The following is an 18762-nucleotide window of genomic DNA, read 5'->3' as shown; positions in this document are numbered from 1 at the left end:
GATATGTTTATCGATATCATATCACCCTTTTAATATAATTCTATTCTACTGGATCTTCAAATCCTAATATACTTGTAAAGAAATATCCTGCTGCATATGATGCTAAAACTCCTATTAAGAATACTAATATTTTTCCATCAGCAATTAATAAAGCTAATGGTAATCCTGAAACACCTAACGCAACAGCACCAACTTTAAATAAAGCCATCACAGCTCCACCTATAGCTGCACCAAGACAAGCCCCTAAGAAAGGTTTACCTAATGGTAATGTTACACCATAAATAAGTGGTTCTCCTATTCCTAAAAAACCTGGTATTAATCCATTTTTCGCCGTTTTCTTTAATCTTTCATTTTTAGTTTTTCTTATAACAGCTAAAGTAGCTCCAACTTGAGCCATACCAGCAGCTGCTAATGCAGGTAATAATATTGTATATCCAACATTCGCAATTAAATCAGCATGAATTGGTGTTAATGCTTGATGCATTCCAGTCATAACAAGAGGTAAGAATAATCCTCCAGATATAGCACCTGATAACACTGAAACTATTGTATTATCAGAAGCTATCGTATTTGAAACTAATATTCCCATAGCATCTGATATTGCTCCACCTACGGGTTGTAATATAAATAAAGCTGCTAAGACTGATATTGTTAATGTTATTAACGGAGTAACAAATAAATCTAAAACATCTGGTATAAATTTTCTACATTGCTTTTCTATAAATACAGCTAATGCAACAACAAGAATAACTGAAATAATTCCTCCACGCCCTGGTGTTAATGCTTTACCAAATAAAGTTATATTAGCTAATGTTGCTGATGATATCACTCCACCTAATGCTCCACCTATCATTGGCATTTGAGAACCAAATTCTTTAGATGCATTTACACCTACTAAAATTGGTAAAATTGAAAATACTGCATTACCTATTAACCCTATTATCTGAGCTGTATTAGTTGTCTTATATGCATCTCCAAAATAAACTCCAGCTATATTATTTACAGCAAGTACTAGTCCACATGCCACGAATAATGGTATTAAAGGAATAAATATATTTCCTAATTTTTTAAGTATATTTTTAAATTTTGTATCATTTTTTTCTTTTAGTTTAGCCTTTGTAGCTTTAACAGCTTCTTCTCCTATAGCTATCTTTACTCCTACTATTTTTTTCACTTCTTCTGTTATCTTATTAACCTTACCTGGTCCATAAATAACTTGTAATTGACCTTTTGCTTCGACCACTCCTAAAGTTCCCTCTGCCTTCTTAATCTCAGCAATCTTAGCCTTTGATAAATCAACTAACTCTAATCTACAACGAGTCATACAATTTTCAACTGCTTTAATATTTTCCTTTCCTCCTACAAGTTCAACCAATTTCTTAGCTATTTCTTGGTTTGTAATAGTTCCTTGCTTTGTCATCTTCTCTCCCCCTATATACTTTAAATAGTTTCCATTGCCTTAGCAATATAACCTTTATTTTGTGACAATTTTTCTTTTGCCTCATTTATGTCTAATCCTGTCAGTATCATTAATATTGACAGTTTAACATCATAATTTGTTTCTTTTAATACTTTTTCTGCTACTTCCCTATCTACCCCTGTAGCTTCACAAACTATTTTTTTTGCTCTTTCAACTAACTTTTTATTTGTAGCTCTAACATCTACCATTAAATTTCCATATACTTTTCCTAGCTTAATCATAGTTCCAGTTGATAGCATGTTTAATACTAACTTTTGTGCAGTTCCAGCTTTCATTCTCGTTGAACCAGTAACTACCTCTGCACCTACTACTGGAGCTATTGATACCTTTGAAACTTTTGCTACTTCTGAATTTGCATTGCACGTTATTGATACTGTTAATGCTCCTATTTTGTTTGCATATTCTAATCCACCGATAACATAAGGTGTTCTTCCTGATGCAGCTAGTCCAACTATTGTATCATTTTCAGTTATATTCTTTGATTTTAAATCTTCAATTGCTAATTCCTTAGAGTCTTCTGCGCCTTCTTTTGCCCTAAATATTGCCTCAGTTCCACCAGCTATAATTCCTTGAACTAATTCTTCAGATACACCATATGTAGGTGGACATTCTGAAGCATCTAATATACCAAGTCTTCCTGATGTTCCAGCTCCTATATAAATCAATCTTCCACCTTTTTGCATTCCACTTACTATTCCATCAATAGCTTCTGCAATTTTCACTAATTCTTTCTCAACTGCTAAAGCAACCTTCTTATCTTCATTATTAATAATCTTTACCATATCTAATGTTGACACCTTATCGATATTTAAAGAACTACTATTTCTACTTTCTGTTGTTAAATTTTCTAATTTTATTGTATTCATATCTTAAATCCTCCCCACTAAACTTGATTACGTTTACATCTTGTACATTTATATTACCACTTTTGAAATTTTATTTCAAGTATTTTGTTATTTTTTATTATTTTATTTCATAGTTACGAAAACATTTGATTTTTCCCAACTAAAAACACCTTAAGATTTAAAAATCTATAAGGTGTTTTCTCACTTTCATTATTCTTATTAATACTGCACATATAATAGCTATATCCCCTTAAAATCAATAACCACATGTGTATAACTTAATTATATTCTAATATTGAGTCCAAATTAATTTTACTTCTTAATGACTTTTTTCTTCCATAAGTTAAAAAATAAGATGAAATAATTGATACTAACGGAACAGATAATATTATGGCTATACTTCCAGATACCCCTTGCATTATCTCTATACCTATTTCATACATATTGATAATTTGATTATGCTTTAGAGCATAAGCATAATTTAAAATTAATGTATTTATTGAGCCTCCAGTAAAAGCTAATATTAATGTATTGGACATAGTTCCCATCATATCTCTTCCAACATTTATTCCTGACTTAAAAAGTTCCACTCTTCCAATATTTTTATTATGGTTATATATTTCTGTAAGTGTTGAAGAAATTGACATGCTTACATCCATAACAGCTCCTAATGATGCAATAAGTATTGCTGAAAATAATATACCTCCAACCTTTAGCTCTGTATTATTTGCTACAAATACTAATTCTTCAACCTCAGAAACATTATAACCAGATATTTTTGCCACATAACCAAAGCCAGCTGCACATATACCAGCTATTATTACCCCTATTATGGTACCTATCATTGCCGAAATTGATTTTTTAGTTATTCCATCTATAAGATACAAAGAAACAATTGTTATTAATATTATTACTATTACCGCTGATAAAAATGGAGAATATCCTTTATATAACATAGGTAAAAACAAGTAAATTATACATATAAACGTAAAAACTAATCCTATTGCTGACTTAAATCCTTTTTTGCCCCCAATAATCCAAAGCATAAGTAAAAATAATCCTACAAATATATAAATAATATTAGATCTATCATAGCTATAAACTGCTGCTGAAGCGTTATCTTCATATTTGCTTATACTTGCAATAACTTTCATTCCAACAGTACAATCTGCCCCATATAAATATCCTGCAAAGCTTGTTCCTTCTATTAATTGCCCTTTTAATTTTCCACTTAATACCTTTAACATTACCTTTTGATAACCAATTCTAGAACCATCCTCTTGGATATTATCTTCTACTATTTCATTAACCACAGCTTTTACATAACTTGTTCCTGAACTATTTACTAACTCTACCCTTTCAATGTTATTAAAAAAGTATAAAAATATAAAAAATATTATTAAAAAACAAAATGTAATAACTTTACTATTTATATTTTTCTTCCTCCTTAATAAACCTGCTACCATGATATTCCTCCATTTAAGTAGAGTTTATCCCAAAATATTTTAAATACTATTTTGATTATTTTGAGATAACCCCCTATTTTTTATTTCACTTTATCTTTTATATTATTTAACAATACTTTTTCTTTTCTTTAATCCTAAAGCAGCTAATCCAACAACAGCTAATGATAAAATACTATAAACTAATACATTAGATAAATCTCCAGTTTTCACAGCTGTATTAGGTTTCTTCGTTGGAGTTGATGTATTATTACTTGATCCATTATTAGTATTTCCACTGCCATTATTATAATTGTCATTATTTCCATTATTAGTATCTGTAGATGAATTCTTAACTATTACTTTAGATTCAAATGTTGCAATTTCTGTTTTTAATGTTGTTAAGGCTTCGTCTATAACTGCTTGGCTTGAATTATCTGAATAACATGCTTCTTTAGCAGTATTAATTGCCACTAATAAACCCTCCTTAGCCTCCTCAGGATATTGACCTTCTTCTGTTCCAATCACAGCATTTTCTACTAACTTTTCTGCAAGAATAATTTCATTTTCTAATTCTGATACATCCCCTCTTAAAACTAATTGATCTATTGCTGCTTTTAAATTACCATAAGCATCTGTAACGATTTCTTCATTTATATTTGACTCTTCTGCAATTTTTTGTGCATTTTGAAGTGTTGCTTCAAAAGCTTCCCAAGTTGATGAAGTATAATTATCCTTTTCTTCAACTTTTGCTTCTGCATCTTCAATTATTTCTACTAAGTTTCCATACTTAACTGATTTTACAAGCGTAACTGTTTCATCAATTTTCTCCATTGTATCTGTTCTATATGTGCTTATTGATAAGCTTACATCATCAATATTAATAGTGCTAAAAGTTGGAGCATATTCTTGCCATCTATTTGCAATATATGCTTGTTGTCTTGCTAAATTATTATAATATTTACTACCTGTAGATGAACCTGCAGTAATATATAATATCCCATCAGGATTAGAAATATTATTACCTCGTACACTTAAATCATTAACAACAGCATCTTTATCTTCTATAGTTGATAAATATGACAAATATTCTTCATCATTTGAAAGTATTCCACTTTTATATTCTTCTTCTGCAATTTCATCAAATTTATCTTCATCCATTAATGATAACCCTTCACTTAATTTACCACCTTTTAATATTTGAGTTCTTGCATAAGCATGATCATGTCCAGTTAATACTATATCAACATTATTTTCTTCAAATATTGGCACTAATTTATATCTTAATTCTGCAATAGCAGGCTCATTTGAATGCTCTGCTGAACCATAAATATCTTGATGTAAAGTAACCACTCTCCAAGTAGCATCTTCATTTACTGCAATTGCTTCCTTCATTAATGCTTCATGTTCAGCAGTATTAGTATTATTAGTATTCAACATAATAAATAATGTGTTACCATACCTATAATAATAATCTCCATTAATTCCACTACCTAAACTACTCATTGCTCCTAATGAACTTGCATTTGGATTATTAAAATGATATGAATAGTTACCACTTACAGCATCATGATTTCCTAAAGATGTAGCAACTGGTAGTGAGCTTAATGCATCAGCACTTAAATACCCAGCATATTCTACTTCATTTCCTGTATATTCTAAGGCTTCTGTTTGATTTGCTTTTTTGTTTCGTGATTGTATTTGATCACCAGCAGATAAAATAAAGCTAGCATTTGGCATTAAACTTAAAGCTTTATTAATTGTATTATTCCAGTTAAAAGTATCATTTCTTGTAGCATTATCCTGACCTTGTTCTGTAGTTTCACCAGTTGCAATATTACCTGCTGATGATCCTATTTGCGGATCCCCTACTAAAATAAAACCAAATTTGTTAGTACTTTGAGTTTTAAATTCTATGGCTTCGCTCCAATTATCATTAGTTCCATAACTATAATAATATTTGGAATTTTCCTCCAATCCCATTACTGTTACTTTATTTGAAACATAACCTGGTACTGCACTACTTTGATTTCCTTCAAAAATTTTTGCATCACTCATATCATAATTTTTACTTACCTTAACAATCGGATTTTCTTCTCCAATTACCGAATACCAAGCAAAATTTAATTGTGTTGCATCAGCTCCTGGTGTTAATGATAGTTGTGTCCAATCTGTTTTTATTATTTCCCATCTTTCGCACCATTCATCCCATGCTTCTCCCTTAGTTGCTTCTGTCCATTTGTCATCATCTGCTGCAAATACATTATAACTGTTTGTTGTAACCACCATCATTGCAACTATTATTGCTGACATTATTTTTTTAGTTCTTTTTATCATTTTAAAATCCCCCTTGTAATTACTTACAAAATGAATTATATATTAACTTTTTTATGAAATATCATTTTTTAACATTTATTAACTTTATATTGCTACTTTTTACATATCTTAAAATTACTTAACTTTTATTTAACTTATAAAAAGCAACTCATTACAATATATTTTTAATAATCCTAAAAATATATTTATAATAAAGTTGCTTTTTATTATTCAATTATTCACTTTTTTATTTTTATATCTGCAATTAATGGATAATGATCTGATGGATAACTTCCATTGTCGTTATATTTTACAATATCTACATCTACAATTTCTAAATCTTCACTTACAAATATATAATCTATATGAAGTCCATTTTCTTTACCTTTAAATTTACTCATAGTAGACTTTTTATACAGTTCCCTTTTAACTTCTTGAACAGCTACAAACCTATCTGTATTATACTCACCAGCCGCAAACTTTTTAATAATTTTACTGTCTGGAGTTGCATTAAAATCTCCCATAACTATCACAGGAAGTTTTTCCTCTTTGCGATTTTTATCAATAAACTGTGACAATTTTTTAAGTCCAAAATCCCTTGCTTGAGGTAAAAAACAATCTAGATGAGTATTATAAACCCTTACTTTATCTCCATTTTCAAGTTCAACCACCGCAGTAGTACATATTCTAGGATATAATGAATACCAAAGCTGACTTCCTACCTTATCTGGACTTTTAGATAACCAAAATGTATTATGCTTGATTATTTTATTTTTATTTTTTACAAATAAATTATTTCTTTCTGAAAAATACTTTTTACTTCTTGCACTTCCTACTATTGTATAACTTTTAAAGTTATCTATTATATCATCAAACATTTTATTTGTTACTTCCTGGACTCCTATAATATCACAATCATATTTATCAATAACTTCATATACTATATGTTTTCTCTTATCCCATCTATTCTTAAAATCTAAAATAAAATCACTTCTTAAGTTAAAGGACATTACTCTCATATCTTAATTCCCTTTCTATATTTTCGCTATTATAATTATACGCCCTATAATATTTTCTTCAAGATATTAACTTTTTATTAATGACTTGTGAAATTATTTACATAATATATAATAATACTATAATAGATTATTATACTAAATTTAACCTAAATATTATAATATATTTTATTTATACAATATAATGGAGGGGTTTATATGGGGAAGAATTTAAACAAAACAAATCTTATTTTAATTCTTATTATTGCAGTTTCTTTAATATCTTCAGTATTTTTAGGACTACAATTAGCAATTTTACTATGTTTATCATTATTATTAATTTATTTAATAATAACAAAAGGGTATTTTATTAAAGTTTATAAGGGTATGAAAGCATATAAATTAGAAGATTATGAAACAGCCTTAGAATGCTATAGGGATGCGGCTATGTCAAACTACTGTAATGGTCCTATAATTTCTAATTATTTAATTTGTGAATTAAAATATGGAAAAGCTTCTTTAGCTAGAGAATATATTAACGAAAACCTAAAACATAAAAATATAAAACCACGTGAATCATTAAATCTTGAAATAACAAAGGCTATAGTTTTATGGAAAACAAATTCTCAAGAAGAAGGTATTACACTATTAAAAAACTTAATAAAAGATAATAAAAATACTTATATTTATGAAACTTTAACATCATTACTTATAGGTTCTGGAAAATTTACTGAGGCTGAAAAATACATAACTGAAGCCATGGATTTCAATTCTGACAATAACATTATTAAATCAAATTATGCAGAAATCTGCTTTAAGCTTGAAAAGTTTGATGAAGCAAAAAAAGAGTTTGATTATTTAATAAAAGAAAATGTTAACTTTATTGAACCTTATTATTATTCTGCTTTAATCGAAAGAAAAAGTGGAAATTGCGATCAAGCATTTGAACTTCTAAGAACTGCAGAAGGATTAAATGAATCTCTTGTTAGTTTAGTTAGTCATAAAGATATTGATCAAGCTCTTAATTCAGTATTAATTAAATCATTTAATCAATAAAAATAAAACTATCTTGGAAATCATTTTTCAAGATAGTTTTATTTTTATATTAAAAGAGTCATAGATTTAAATCTATGACTCTTAAGAAACAATACGATATAATTATCTTCTATTATTTTGTTGTTTCTTAGCTTTTCTACAAGCAGCACATCTTGTTGGTTCATTTTCGAACCCTTTCTCCTTGTAGAATTCTTGTTCTCCTTCAGTGAAAACAAATTCATTTCCGCAGTCTCTGCATGTTAAAGTTTTGTCTGTCATTTATAATTCCTCCATATATGAAAGGTCTAAACAAAAATAACAACAAAATAATAAAATTTGGTTACTGTTTATATACCCTTCTTGTCTTTACATTATAATAGTATACACACCTTTCAAAATTCTATACATTTTTTATTTATATTTATCAGTTTCTACAGGTAACCCCTTTTTACTTAGCTTATCTTCTACTATTTCCTTTATTATAGAATAGAATATTGCAAATAATGGAACTCCAATTATCATTCCTACAAATCCCATGAATTTTGCAGCTACTAATAATGAGAATAATATCCAAAAGGCAGAGATTCCAATAGAATCTCCAAGAATCTTAGGTCCTATTATATTACCATCAATTTGTTGAATAACAATTATTATAACAATAAACCATAATGCTTGTATTGGTGAAACAAAAAGAATTATTATTGCTGCTGGAATCCCACCAATAAATGGTCCAAAGAATGGTATTATATTAGTTACACCAATTATAACTGAAATTAATAATACATATGGCATTTTAAAAATTGTTAATATAATAAATGTTAATACCCCTATGATAGCTGAATCTAAAATTTTCCCACCAATAAACCTACTAAAAGTCGTATTACTTTTAGTTGCTAATTTTAAAACAAATTTTGCTCTTTCTTCTGAAAATAGTGCATAAGTAATTTTTTTACCTAAAGCCATGAACTTTTCTTTATCTATTAAAATATAAATTGATATAATTATACCAATAATTATATTTAAAATGCTTGATGTTGCTCCTACAATAAAATTACCAACTACAGGAAGTAAATTACTCACTATAGTTATAATATAATTAATTGCTTCTCCTAATTTGCTAGTAATTAAATCTACATACTCTGGTTGTAAATTAATATTTCCTACAACTTCATTAGTAAGTTTAGTCACATCATTTAAATATTGCGGTATATTATTTACAAGTCCAACTATACTATCAATTAATTGTGGAAGTACAAATTGAATAAATAAGTAACTTATTATTGTAGCTGTTATATATGTAAATAATATTCCAATTCCCCTTTTACCATTTTTCTTTAAATTTTTAAACCATTTATATGATAAAACATATTCTTCATAAAACTTTAAAATAAAGTTTAATATATAAGCTAATGCCCCTCCTATAATAAATGGTTGTAATGTACCTATGAAATCACTTATAACTAACTTTATCTCATTAATTTGCGATATTCCTAAATATAAAAGAATACTACCACAAATAACCAAAAAAGCATATATTGAAATTGTTGCATATTTATTATTCCAATTAATTTTCATTTCTTATCCTCCCTACTAAAATAGTAATATTATTTTACCATACTTTATTAGCATTATTTATTAATATTTTCTAAATATATTACATAATAATATAATAATTATGTTTAAAAAAACAGTAACATTAAAAATGCTACTGATTTTTTATTATTTACTTATTTCATTTTTATGATGATTATACACATATACAGGTATTCCTAAAAGCATAAGTATGAAGCCCCACATTACTGTTTCAGCACCTGAGCCATATATAGTCCATAATACATATATAAATGCTAATAATGGTAATATAGATTTTTTAATAAATATTTTAAAACTAAATTCTTTATTTTCTTTAAATGTTAACATCATTTCTGCTGAAACACTTAATATATATACAGGTAAATATGAAAGTGTTGCTAATATTGTTATAAATGTAAATGCATCAACCATACCTTTTTGGAAATTCATCACTAATAATATATTAACTAAAACAGATCCAAATATAAGTGAATTTATAGGTGTTCCTGTTTTCTCATTTATCTTTCCAAAAAATTTAGGGAATACACCATCAACCCCAGCAGCATAAGAAACTCTTGCTGTAGCTAATAACCATCCAATAATAGTTCCTAAAATACAAACAACAACTGCAATAGTTAGAATTTTCCCAACTCCGTTTCCTAATGAATTGGTTAATATATCAGTAAGTGGCGCAGTACTATTTGCTAATGTTTTATTATCCATTGCTCCCATACTTGCTATACTTATTGCTAAATATATTACTGACGCAATTATTAAACCATAAATAGTACTTTTTCTTATATTTTTTTCTGGATTTTTAATTTCTCCTGCTGCAACAGTAGCACTTTCTAATCCTATAAATGCCCATAATGTTGATGTTGCAGCTAATGGTACCGTACTTAACCCTTTTCCTTCTGGGAATAAAGGAAGTATATTAACATTATCAAAGTTTAAAAATGCTACAATAATAAAAAGTGCAAAAAATCCGATTTTAAATACAGTTACAAATGATTGAAGCTTTCCAGCAATTTTTACACTTAAAATATTAACTATTGTAAATATCCATAAAATTGCACTAGAAAATATTATTGAAATCATTGGATTGCTTAATGCAGGAATAACTGCTGATGCATAGCTAGTTATTGCTACAATAATAGCTGCATTTCCTATCCATGACCCATTCCAGTATAACCACGCACTTAAAAAGCCTGCAAAATCTCCAAAAGCTTCCTTAGTATATTGATATGCTCCTCCAGTAGAAGGATACTTAGTTCCAAGATTAGCAAATGAAATTGCAATTAATATTGATCCAATAGTTGTTATTATCCATGCAATTATAGTTGCCCCAGGTCCTGATACTTGTGCTAATGTTGAAGGTAACATAAATACTCCTGAACCTATCATATTACCACACACAAGCATTGTAGCCATAAAAAGACTAATTTCTTTTTTTAAACTTCTTTCTTCCATTTTTCCTCCTTAGTTATAGGATTCAATTTTACTTGTAATCCATATTTATCTATCTAAAAGCTCTTAATTAAATATTATTTTTTAAATCTTGTTGCATAGCCACATCTCTTACAGAGATCTTCCACTGCTACTCTTCTAGAAAATCCATTGTATATATCAGATGCCCTTTTGCCTTCTAAAATACTTACAAATGGTTCTTTAAAAACATTTCCCAATTCAATAGTTCCCTCACTATCTAGGCAACAAGGAACAACTGTACCATCAACTAATATTCCTACTTGATTTCTAAGTCCATGACAAAATACTTCTTCACCAATAGAATTTATACTAATATCTGGCCAGTTAAATTTTTCAGCCATATTTAAATATACTTTATCCTTTAACTTAATTTTATGCGTTTCCTGTAACTTCTCCGCTAATGAAAAATCTAAATTAAGATTTTTCTCTAATAAATTTAATATTTCTAAATTTAATTTATTAGCACCCTTCAATTCTTCATTATCCATGTTCCAAAGTCTTATTGCACATATAATATCACTTTTTTCCCTAGCTTCATTAATAAAATCAGTAACTCTATTAATATATTCATATAATTCTACATTGCTTTCATTTGCTTCAAAGCTATGTAATGAAATATTTACTTGTCTCAATGATTTTGCATTAATAAGCTTTTCTGAATTTTTATTAAGTAATGTTCCATTGGTAGTTAAATTAACCATTAGCTCATTTTTATGGCATTCTTCAAAAAATCCTTCTATATTTTCATTTAATAAAGGTTCTCCCATTAAATGAAAATATACGTGATTTGTATATGGCTTTATTTCATTAATTATATAGTTAAATTCTTCCCTATTCATAAATTTATATTTTCTATTTGTCTTTGGGCAAAAATTACAACTTAAATTACATACATTAGTAATTTCTATATATATTTTCTTAAACTTTCTCATTTACTAATCTCCTACTCACTAATGAGGTTATATCATAATTTGAAAGATACTACCTTTCTTGCTTAACTGGTAACACTATAATAAACTTACTTCCTTGTCCTGGTATACTTTTTACGTAAATATCACCATTATGAAGATCAATTATCTTCTTGGTAATAGTTAATCCTAATCCACTTCCCTTTTTAACTTCAGATGATGGATCAATAACTTGATTAAATCTATTAAATATTAAATCATGATATTTTTTATCAATTCCAATTCCAGTATCTGATATTTCTATTCTAACACTATCTCCTAAATCAATAATTACTACCTTTATTACTCCACCTGGCTCTGTAAATTTATATGCATTACCAACTATATTAACTATACATCTTTCAATTTCGCTCTTATCAGCTTCTATTATTTTTTCTTCTATCTCAGGATCTACTATTAACTCGATATCCTTTGCCCCAATATATTCTTTCATTGATAAGGCTGCTTCTTCAACAACATAAACAATATCTATTTCTTCAATATTTATATTATAACTACCATGCTCAATCTTTGAAGAATCTATTAAGTCATTTATTATTTTTAATAATCTTTTAGTATTATTTTTAATAATGCTCATATAATGATCAAGCTTTTCTCTTCCTATACCCTCTTCATTTTTATTTAATTCTTTTATTAATTGCTCAGTTGAATAAATAACATTTAGTGGAGTTCTTAATTCATGTGATAAATTAATTAAATAACTATTCTTTCTTTTTTCTAAATCAATTATCCTATTAAATAACTCTGAATTTCTATCCATTTCTTCGCTTAATTCTTTTGTTCTTAATTCAACTAAATTATCTAATTTTTTAACTTTATTTATACTATTAATAACAAATGCAACTATTATGCCTATATAAAGTAAAATAGCATATTTACTTGCCCAAAATGGATACTTTATATAAAAGTGAATACTTGATTCTTCTGTAATTAATCCATTATTACTTCTTGCTTTTACTTTAAAAATATAATCTCCTGGTGATAAATTACTTAAAGTAATTGAATTACCATCCATTTCAAACCATTCATCACCATTCTCATCTAAGCAATAATAATATTGTATACCACTAACATTTTTGTAATTAGGTAAAAAGTATTCTATAAAAATATTATTTTCATAATACTCTAATTTATTAATATCTTTAATGTTTCTTTTAACTCCGTTAACTTTTACTTCGTCTAATATTAAACTATATATTTTATTATTACTTTTTATATCTTTAGGTGAAATAATATTAAATCCATTTATTCCACCAAATAATAAATCTCCATTGCTACTCTTTAAATAAGCATTTCCATTAAATTCATTACTTTGTAAACCATCAGTAACATCTAAATTAATAATCACTCCACTTTTTGAATCTATTTTAGAAATCCCCATATTAGTACTACACCATATGGCTCCATTAAAGTCTGTTAATATACCATATATGGTATTATTAGCAAGACCATATTTTGTTGTATATCTTAAAAATTTATCCCCTGATTTATTAAGTATATTTAACCCAAAACTAGTTCCAATCAATATATTTCCATAGTTGTCCTCTGAAATAACCCTAATAGAATTATTACTTAAAGAATTTTTATTACCTTTTATATTTTTATACACAGTTACTGTATTATCTACTGGATTTAATCTTATTAAGCCACCTTGCCTAAACATTCCAATCCAATACTCTCCAGAGCTATCTTTAAAAATATCTCCTATATAATTGTCACTATAACTATACTTTTTTATGATATAATTTAAATCTATTGATTCCTTTGTCTCTAAGTTTAAAATATATAATCCTTCTTTCGTTCCAACCCACAAGTACCCGTCATCATATAATAATCTTTTAACAGTTTTATCACCAGAAACAATAAAATCACTATAATTCTTATAAGTTTTACTACTCTTATTTATTATGGTAATACCTTTATCTGTAGCTATATATATTTCTTCTTTATTTCCATCTATATCATAAATATCATCTGTTTTAAAAATATTCATAGTTTCCGAGCTAATATTAATTATTTTATCTTTATTTCCATTTAAAACGTCTATCCCTTTATACTTACTACCTATCCAAAGATATCCTTCATCATCTTCATATAAAGCTGTTATCATATTGTTACTTATAGTTGAATTATCAAATGGATCATTTTTATAATGTTGAATCTCACTCTCTGGATTAAAAATACTAATCCCTGCATATGTTCCTATCCACATTAATCCAGTTTGGTCTTGAATTAAAGAAAAAATATTATCATCTACAATAGAATTTCTATCATAGATTTTATTCTTATATGTAATAAAAGTATCACTCTCTTCATCTAATTTAGATAAACCCAAATCTGTACCAATCCACATTTGACCATTATCATCTCTTAAAAAGCTTTTTATAAAACTTCCACCTAAAGAAGTTTTATCATCATTATGTACATATCTTTTTATTTCGTTAGTCTTAATATTAATGCTATATGCTCCTGAATTTCTAGTACCAACCCATATATACCCATTTTTATCGTAATATACTTTATATATTTCATTAATCGTCTTTTCATTCTCATTCTCATTTTCACTACTCAATAAAAATACATCTACTTTACCGGAAGTTATATTAATCTTATTTACCCCAGTATTTGTTCCAAGCCATATGTTTCCGTCTTCATCTTCAGTTATACTCTCAATATATGTATTTGAAATTTCACTTCTATATATCTCTTCAAAACAGTCTTTTTCTTCATTATAAATATTTAATCCATCTGCAGTTGCTGCTAATATTTTATTATCTTTAGTTATTAATATACTATTTACATTTGCATTAGTTAGATTACCATTATCACTTTTATCTAAATAATTAATTATAGATTGTCCATTATTTCTTATTCTACTTAATCCATCTGCTGTTGCTACCCAAATATCTCCATCTTCATCTTCTTTAATATCTAATATATAATTATTATTGATACTATTATTATTCTCTTCAACTCTATATACATTAAATTGATATCCATTATATCTACATAAACCATCGTTAGTTCCTATCCAAATATATCCTTTGCTATCTTGAAAAAGTGCTTCAACAGTTCCTTGGATAAGACCATCTTCTATTGTAATATTTTTAAAATTTATTTGTTCTTTAGCATAAACATTATATCCTTTCTCAACTCCTAAAATGGCGATCGCTAATAAGGTAATATAAATAACTCTAACTATATTATTTTTCATTTATTTCTTTTCCTTTGTGTAAATTGTAGAACTTAATAAATAAATCTTATATTCAATAAAGCTTAAATATAAGATTTATTTATTAAAACCTTCAAATAATTTTATCATTCTATAATTATAATTACAACTTGAATAATTACAAATTAGAATTTATCTTTTTCGCTTTTATTTTACTTTCTTTTCATTTTTTCTTAATATTTTATATTTTTTCCACAATAATACTACATTTTTTGTTAAAATAAGGTTATAATTGAAATCAAATATATAAATAGTGAAATATTCTTGGAGGAGTAATGGAAAATTTTTTAAATACTTTAAACGAAAAAATACTTATTATAGATTATACCGGTAAAATTTTATTTTTAAACAAATCTCTTCTTATACAGCTTGGTTATAAACCTAATGAGATAATTAATAAAAACATTTTATCTTTAACATTCACCAAGGACATTAATGCTTTTTTACTAAAAGATACACCATTAAAAAACTTATATATTATTTCTAAAAATTCTTTTCCAATTGAATTTAATATCAATACCTCTAGAGGTTTATATAAAAATACTGATAGCATATTTATTAAGCTTGAAAATTATACTGATAATATCACTTGTGATAATCATAAAAATTTTATATTTAATAATAAAGATAATATAAAAAAATTTGAAAGAATAGATAAATCATTAACACTAAAAAATAATTATGAAATAGATATAGCCAAAAGCAATGTACAATTAAATAGTATTGATAATTTATTAAAACAAAATCTAGATTGTACTAATGAATTTACTTTCTTTAATGAACTTAGTGATGCTATTTTAGAATCATTAAATTGTGATGAATTTCATGCTTGGATATACTTTAATGAATCATTAATTCCTTATTGTAGTTCTTCTTACGATGAACTTACAAAGAATTTTCAGTCAATTCAATTAACACATTACCAATATGAAACCCTTATTAAACCTTTTACAGGATGGGGATTATATGATATAGATTCTTTAGCTTCAAATAAACTTCATAAATATTATAGAAAAACTATAAAGCAAATATGTGTACAACCCATTTTCTATAATAATAAATTTTTAGGATTAATTTATATAGGATATAAAGATAAATTTACTCCTGTAGTTAATCGTAATGACTTTATATCTACACTTTGTAATCACTTTGGTATGTCAATGCATAATTATCTTTTATCTAATAATCTAAAAATAGAATTACATAAACGCCTTAAAACTGAAAAAGAGCTTTCTTTTTTATTAAGAACTGCAACAGATTTAACAGCAACTATAGCTTCTAACGGAGACTTCTTAAAAATTAATGAAGGTTGGATTAAACTCTTAGGATATACTAAAGAAGAATTACTATCTATGAATTTATTAACTCTAACACATAGTAATGATAAATATAAACTTCATGATTTATTTAGTGGCAACTTAGACTCTATATCAACTATTACCGATTTATGTATTAGGTTAATTACTAAAAACAACTGTATAAAATGGCTTAATTGGAATTGTTCCTATATTAATTCAGATAATGTTATTATGTTCACTGGAAAAGATATTACCGATAAAAAAGAATTAGAAATTGAAAAAAAACTTATGGAAGAGTCATTACATGTAGAAAATATTAAAAATGAATTTTTTGCTAATATATCTCATGAATTTAAAACACCACTTAATATAATTTTAGCTAGCTTGCAAGTAATTAATCATAATATCTTTAATAAAAATATTAAATTCTCTAAAGATTTCAACTTGAAAAAATATACAAATTCAATCAAACAAAATTCTTACAGACTTCTAAGACTTGCTAATAATTTAATTGATATTACCAAAATAGATAGTGGTTATTATGAAATACAGCCTAAAAATTGTAACATAGTTTCTATAATTGAAGATATAACAATATCTGTAGCACAGTATATGAAAGATAAAGGCATAGATTTAATTTTCGATACCTCTTTTGAAGAAATAATTATCTCATGCGACCCTGATAAGATTGAAAGAATTATGTTAAATCTTCTTTCTAATGCAGTTAAATATACTAAATCACCTGGAATAATAAATGTATTTATTGATAAAACTGAAGATACTGTTATTATTTCTGTTAAAGATACTGGTATTGGAATCCCTAAAGAAAATATATCTATTATTTTTGAAAGATTTATACAAGTTGATGATACTTTAACTAGGAAATGTGAAGGAAGTGGAATAGGCTTATCCCTTGTACAATCGCTTGTTCAAATGCATGGTGGCAAAATTGCTGTTTACAGTACTAAAGATATTGGTTCCGAATTTACCTTTACTTTACCACTTCAAACTATTAATAATTCAGATATTATTTATAATATAAACGAAGATAGCCATAGTAAATTAGATAAATGCAATATTGAATTTTCTGATATATATAGTCTTTACTAAACTGTATAATAAGATAAACATTACACGTAACTTTTAATTAGTATAGTTGTTTTTGTAATAAAAAATAAATGGATTATTTTAATAATGGTCCATTTTTTTCTTTATTACTATAGTAAACAATAGGTTTGTTTTCTACTATACTATATATTATAAACAATAAATTTTATGGAGGTTAAAATGAACAAACCAATTATTGGTATTGTAGGTTCTTTATATACAGAGTGTAATCTTTCATTTGCAGGGAATTATTTTGATTATAATAATAATAACTATTCAAAATGTATTGCAAAAGCTAATGGAATCCCCATATATCTTCCTATTATTGGAGATAAAGATGTTTTAGAGGATCAATTATCACTTTGTAATGGTATTTTATTACCTGGTGGTGCTGATATCAATCCACTCTTATACAATACTTCTCCAGAAACTCACCTTGGAAAATGTAATGATTTTATAGATTGGTATCAAATTTCCATAACAAAAAAAGCTTTATCTCTAAACATACCGATATTAGGAATATGCAGAGGTATACAAGTATTAAATGTAGCAGCAGGTGGTACACTCTATCAAGATATATCACATACTGTTCCTAATGCAATACTTCATAATCAAAATAGTCATTTATCAAATATCTGTCATCCAATATCAATTAAAGAAAATAGCAAAATCCATAATATCTTAGGCGATAAATACATTGTAAATAGTGCTCACCATCAAGCTATTAAAGATCTTGGTAATAATCTTATCGCCTCTTCAACTGCTCCAGATGGAATTATTGAATCTATTGAAATGGAAGGCAAAAATTTTGTAGTAGGAGTTCAATGGCATCCTGAAATGCTTTCATTAAAAGATTCTGTCATGCTTCAATTATTTGAAGACTTTATTTCTAGTTGTATGTAGATTTTTTTTATAAGATAAATTACAATATCAAGTGCAACACTAATTAATTGCAAAAAAAATAACCCATACGGGTACGTTCAT

Annotated in this window: 13 protein-coding genes; 3 read left to right on the top strand and 10 right to left on the bottom strand. The window is 26.7% G+C overall.

What is annotated here, in order from left to right; genetic code table 11:
* Positions 1 to 40: 40 nt before the first annotated feature.
* The 5 genes from ABUA17_RS09310 to ABUA17_RS09290 all read right to left on the bottom strand — a co-directional run bounded on the left by ABUA17_RS09310 (position 41) and on the right by ABUA17_RS09290 (position 7102).
* A complete protein-coding gene (locus tag ABUA17_RS09310) occupies positions 41 to 1402 on the bottom strand; it encodes a PTS transporter subunit EIIC (RefSeq protein ID WP_195951107.1) in 1362 nt (453 codons plus the stop codon).
* 38 nt (positions 1403 to 1440) lie between these two features.
* A complete protein-coding gene (gene murQ / locus ABUA17_RS09305; RefSeq protein ID WP_055292217.1) occupies positions 1441 to 2346 on the bottom strand; it encodes an N-acetylmuramic acid 6-phosphate etherase in 906 nt (301 codons plus the stop codon).
* A 257-nt stretch (positions 2347 to 2603) separates the two neighbouring features.
* Entirely contained in the window at positions 2604 to 3791 is a 1188-nt protein-coding gene (locus ABUA17_RS09300; RefSeq protein WP_042394963.1) for a YibE/F family protein, read from the bottom strand.
* Between the two features lie 102 nt (positions 3792 to 3893).
* Complete coding sequence (locus ABUA17_RS09295; protein ID WP_195951106.1) at positions 3894 to 6104, bottom strand: purple acid phosphatase family protein; 2211 nt, start codon at positions 6102 to 6104, stop codon at positions 3894 to 3896.
* A 218-nt stretch (positions 6105 to 6322) separates the two neighbouring features.
* Complete coding sequence (locus ABUA17_RS09290; protein WP_055292221.1) at positions 6323 to 7102, bottom strand: endonuclease/exonuclease/phosphatase family protein; 780 nt, start codon at positions 7100 to 7102, stop codon at positions 6323 to 6325.
* 195 nt (positions 7103 to 7297) lie between these two features.
* Here ABUA17_RS09290 and ABUA17_RS09285 point away from each other — a divergent pair, with 195 nt between their 5' ends.
* Positions 7298 to 8134 (top strand): tetratricopeptide repeat protein, encoded by an 837-nt coding sequence (locus ABUA17_RS09285; protein WP_042394970.1) that lies wholly within the window; start codon positions 7298 to 7300, stop codon positions 8132 to 8134.
* A 102-nt stretch (positions 8135 to 8236) separates the two neighbouring features.
* On the opposite strand, the gene ABUA17_RS09280 is transcribed toward ABUA17_RS09285, so the two are convergent.
* The 5 genes from ABUA17_RS09280 to ABUA17_RS09260 form a co-directional block, all read right to left on the bottom strand.
* On the bottom strand, positions 8237 to 8392 hold the full coding sequence (locus tag ABUA17_RS09280) for a zinc-ribbon domain-containing protein (protein ID WP_042394973.1): 156 nt from the start codon (positions 8390 to 8392) through the stop codon (positions 8237 to 8239).
* Between the two features lie 132 nt (positions 8393 to 8524).
* Positions 8525 to 9688, bottom strand: a complete 1164-nt coding sequence (locus tag ABUA17_RS09275) for an AI-2E family transporter (RefSeq protein ID WP_042394976.1) — start codon at positions 9686 to 9688, stop codon at positions 8525 to 8527.
* Positions 9689 to 9832: 144 nt separating this feature from the next.
* Positions 9833 to 11155 (bottom strand): APC family permease, encoded by a 1323-nt coding sequence (locus ABUA17_RS09270; protein ID WP_042394978.1) that lies wholly within the window; start codon positions 11153 to 11155, stop codon positions 9833 to 9835.
* 74 nt (positions 11156 to 11229) lie between these two features.
* Positions 11230 to 12105, bottom strand: a complete 876-nt coding sequence (locus ABUA17_RS09265; RefSeq protein WP_042394980.1) for a radical SAM/SPASM domain-containing protein — start codon at positions 12103 to 12105, stop codon at positions 11230 to 11232.
* A gap of 49 nt (positions 12106 to 12154) precedes the next feature.
* Positions 12155 to 15355 carry a ligand-binding sensor domain-containing protein gene (locus ABUA17_RS09260; protein ID WP_349817986.1) on the bottom strand — a complete coding sequence of 1067 codons (3201 nt, stop codon included), beginning with the start codon at positions 15353 to 15355 and terminating at the stop codon, positions 12155 to 12157.
* A gap of 293 nt (positions 15356 to 15648) precedes the next feature.
* Here ABUA17_RS09260 and ABUA17_RS09255 point away from each other — a divergent pair, with 293 nt between their 5' ends.
* A complete protein-coding gene (locus ABUA17_RS09255; protein WP_055291840.1) occupies positions 15649 to 17781 on the top strand; it encodes an ATP-binding protein in 2133 nt (710 codons plus the stop codon).
* A 177-nt stretch (positions 17782 to 17958) separates the two neighbouring features.
* On the top strand, positions 17959 to 18681 hold the full coding sequence (locus tag ABUA17_RS09250) for a gamma-glutamyl-gamma-aminobutyrate hydrolase family protein (RefSeq protein WP_042394984.1): 723 nt from the start codon (positions 17959 to 17961) through the stop codon (positions 18679 to 18681).
* Positions 18682 to 18762: the final 81 nt, after the last annotated feature.

The organism is Clostridium sp. RTP31139st1_H3_RTP31139_211217 (genome assembly GCF_040227035.1).
GTDB lineage: Bacteria > Bacillota > Clostridia > Clostridiales > Clostridiaceae > Clostridium > Clostridium saudiense.
The sequence above is the reverse complement of the archived record's forward strand: the minus strand, read 5'-3'. Positions and strand labels throughout refer to the sequence as shown.

What these genes read in the sequence shown, in the direction of transcription:
- murQ (WP_055292217.1), bottom strand. Translation starts at nt 2,346, where the DNA reads ATGAATACAATAAAATTAGAAAATTTAACAACAGAAAGTAGAAATAGT.
- ABUA17_RS09300 (WP_042394963.1), bottom strand. Translation starts at nt 3,791, where the DNA reads ATGGTAGCAGGTTTATTAAGGAGGAAGAAAAATATAAATAGTAAAGTT.
- ABUA17_RS09295 (WP_195951106.1), bottom strand. Translation starts at nt 6,104, where the DNA reads ATGATAAAAAGAACTAAAAAAATAATGTCAGCAATAATAGTTGCAATG.
- ABUA17_RS09290 (WP_055292221.1), bottom strand. Translation starts at nt 7,102, where the DNA reads ATGAGAGTAATGTCCTTTAACTTAAGAAGTGATTTTATTTTAGATTTT.
- ABUA17_RS09285 (WP_042394970.1), top strand. Translation starts at nt 7,298, where the DNA reads ATGGGGAAGAATTTAAACAAAACAAATCTTATTTTAATTCTTATTATT.
- ABUA17_RS09280 (WP_042394973.1), bottom strand. Translation starts at nt 8,392, where the DNA reads ATGACAGACAAAACTTTAACATGCAGAGACTGCGGAAATGAATTTGTT.
- ABUA17_RS09275 (WP_042394976.1), bottom strand. Translation starts at nt 9,688, where the DNA reads ATGAAAATTAATTGGAATAATAAATATGCAACAATTTCAATATATGCT.
- ABUA17_RS09270 (WP_042394978.1), bottom strand. Translation starts at nt 11,155, where the DNA reads ATGGAAGAAAGAAGTTTAAAAAAAGAAATTAGTCTTTTTATGGCTACA.
- ABUA17_RS09265 (WP_042394980.1), bottom strand. Translation starts at nt 12,105, where the DNA reads ATGAGAAAGTTTAAGAAAATATATATAGAAATTACTAATGTATGTAAT.
- ABUA17_RS09260 (WP_349817986.1), bottom strand. Translation starts at nt 15,355, where the DNA reads ATGAAAAATAATATAGTTAGAGTTATTTATATTACCTTATTAGCGATC.
- ABUA17_RS09255 (WP_055291840.1), top strand. Translation starts at nt 15,649, where the DNA reads ATGGAAAATTTTTTAAATACTTTAAACGAAAAAATACTTATTATAGAT.
- ABUA17_RS09250 (WP_042394984.1), top strand. Translation starts at nt 17,959, where the DNA reads ATGAACAAACCAATTATTGGTATTGTAGGTTCTTTATATACAGAGTGT.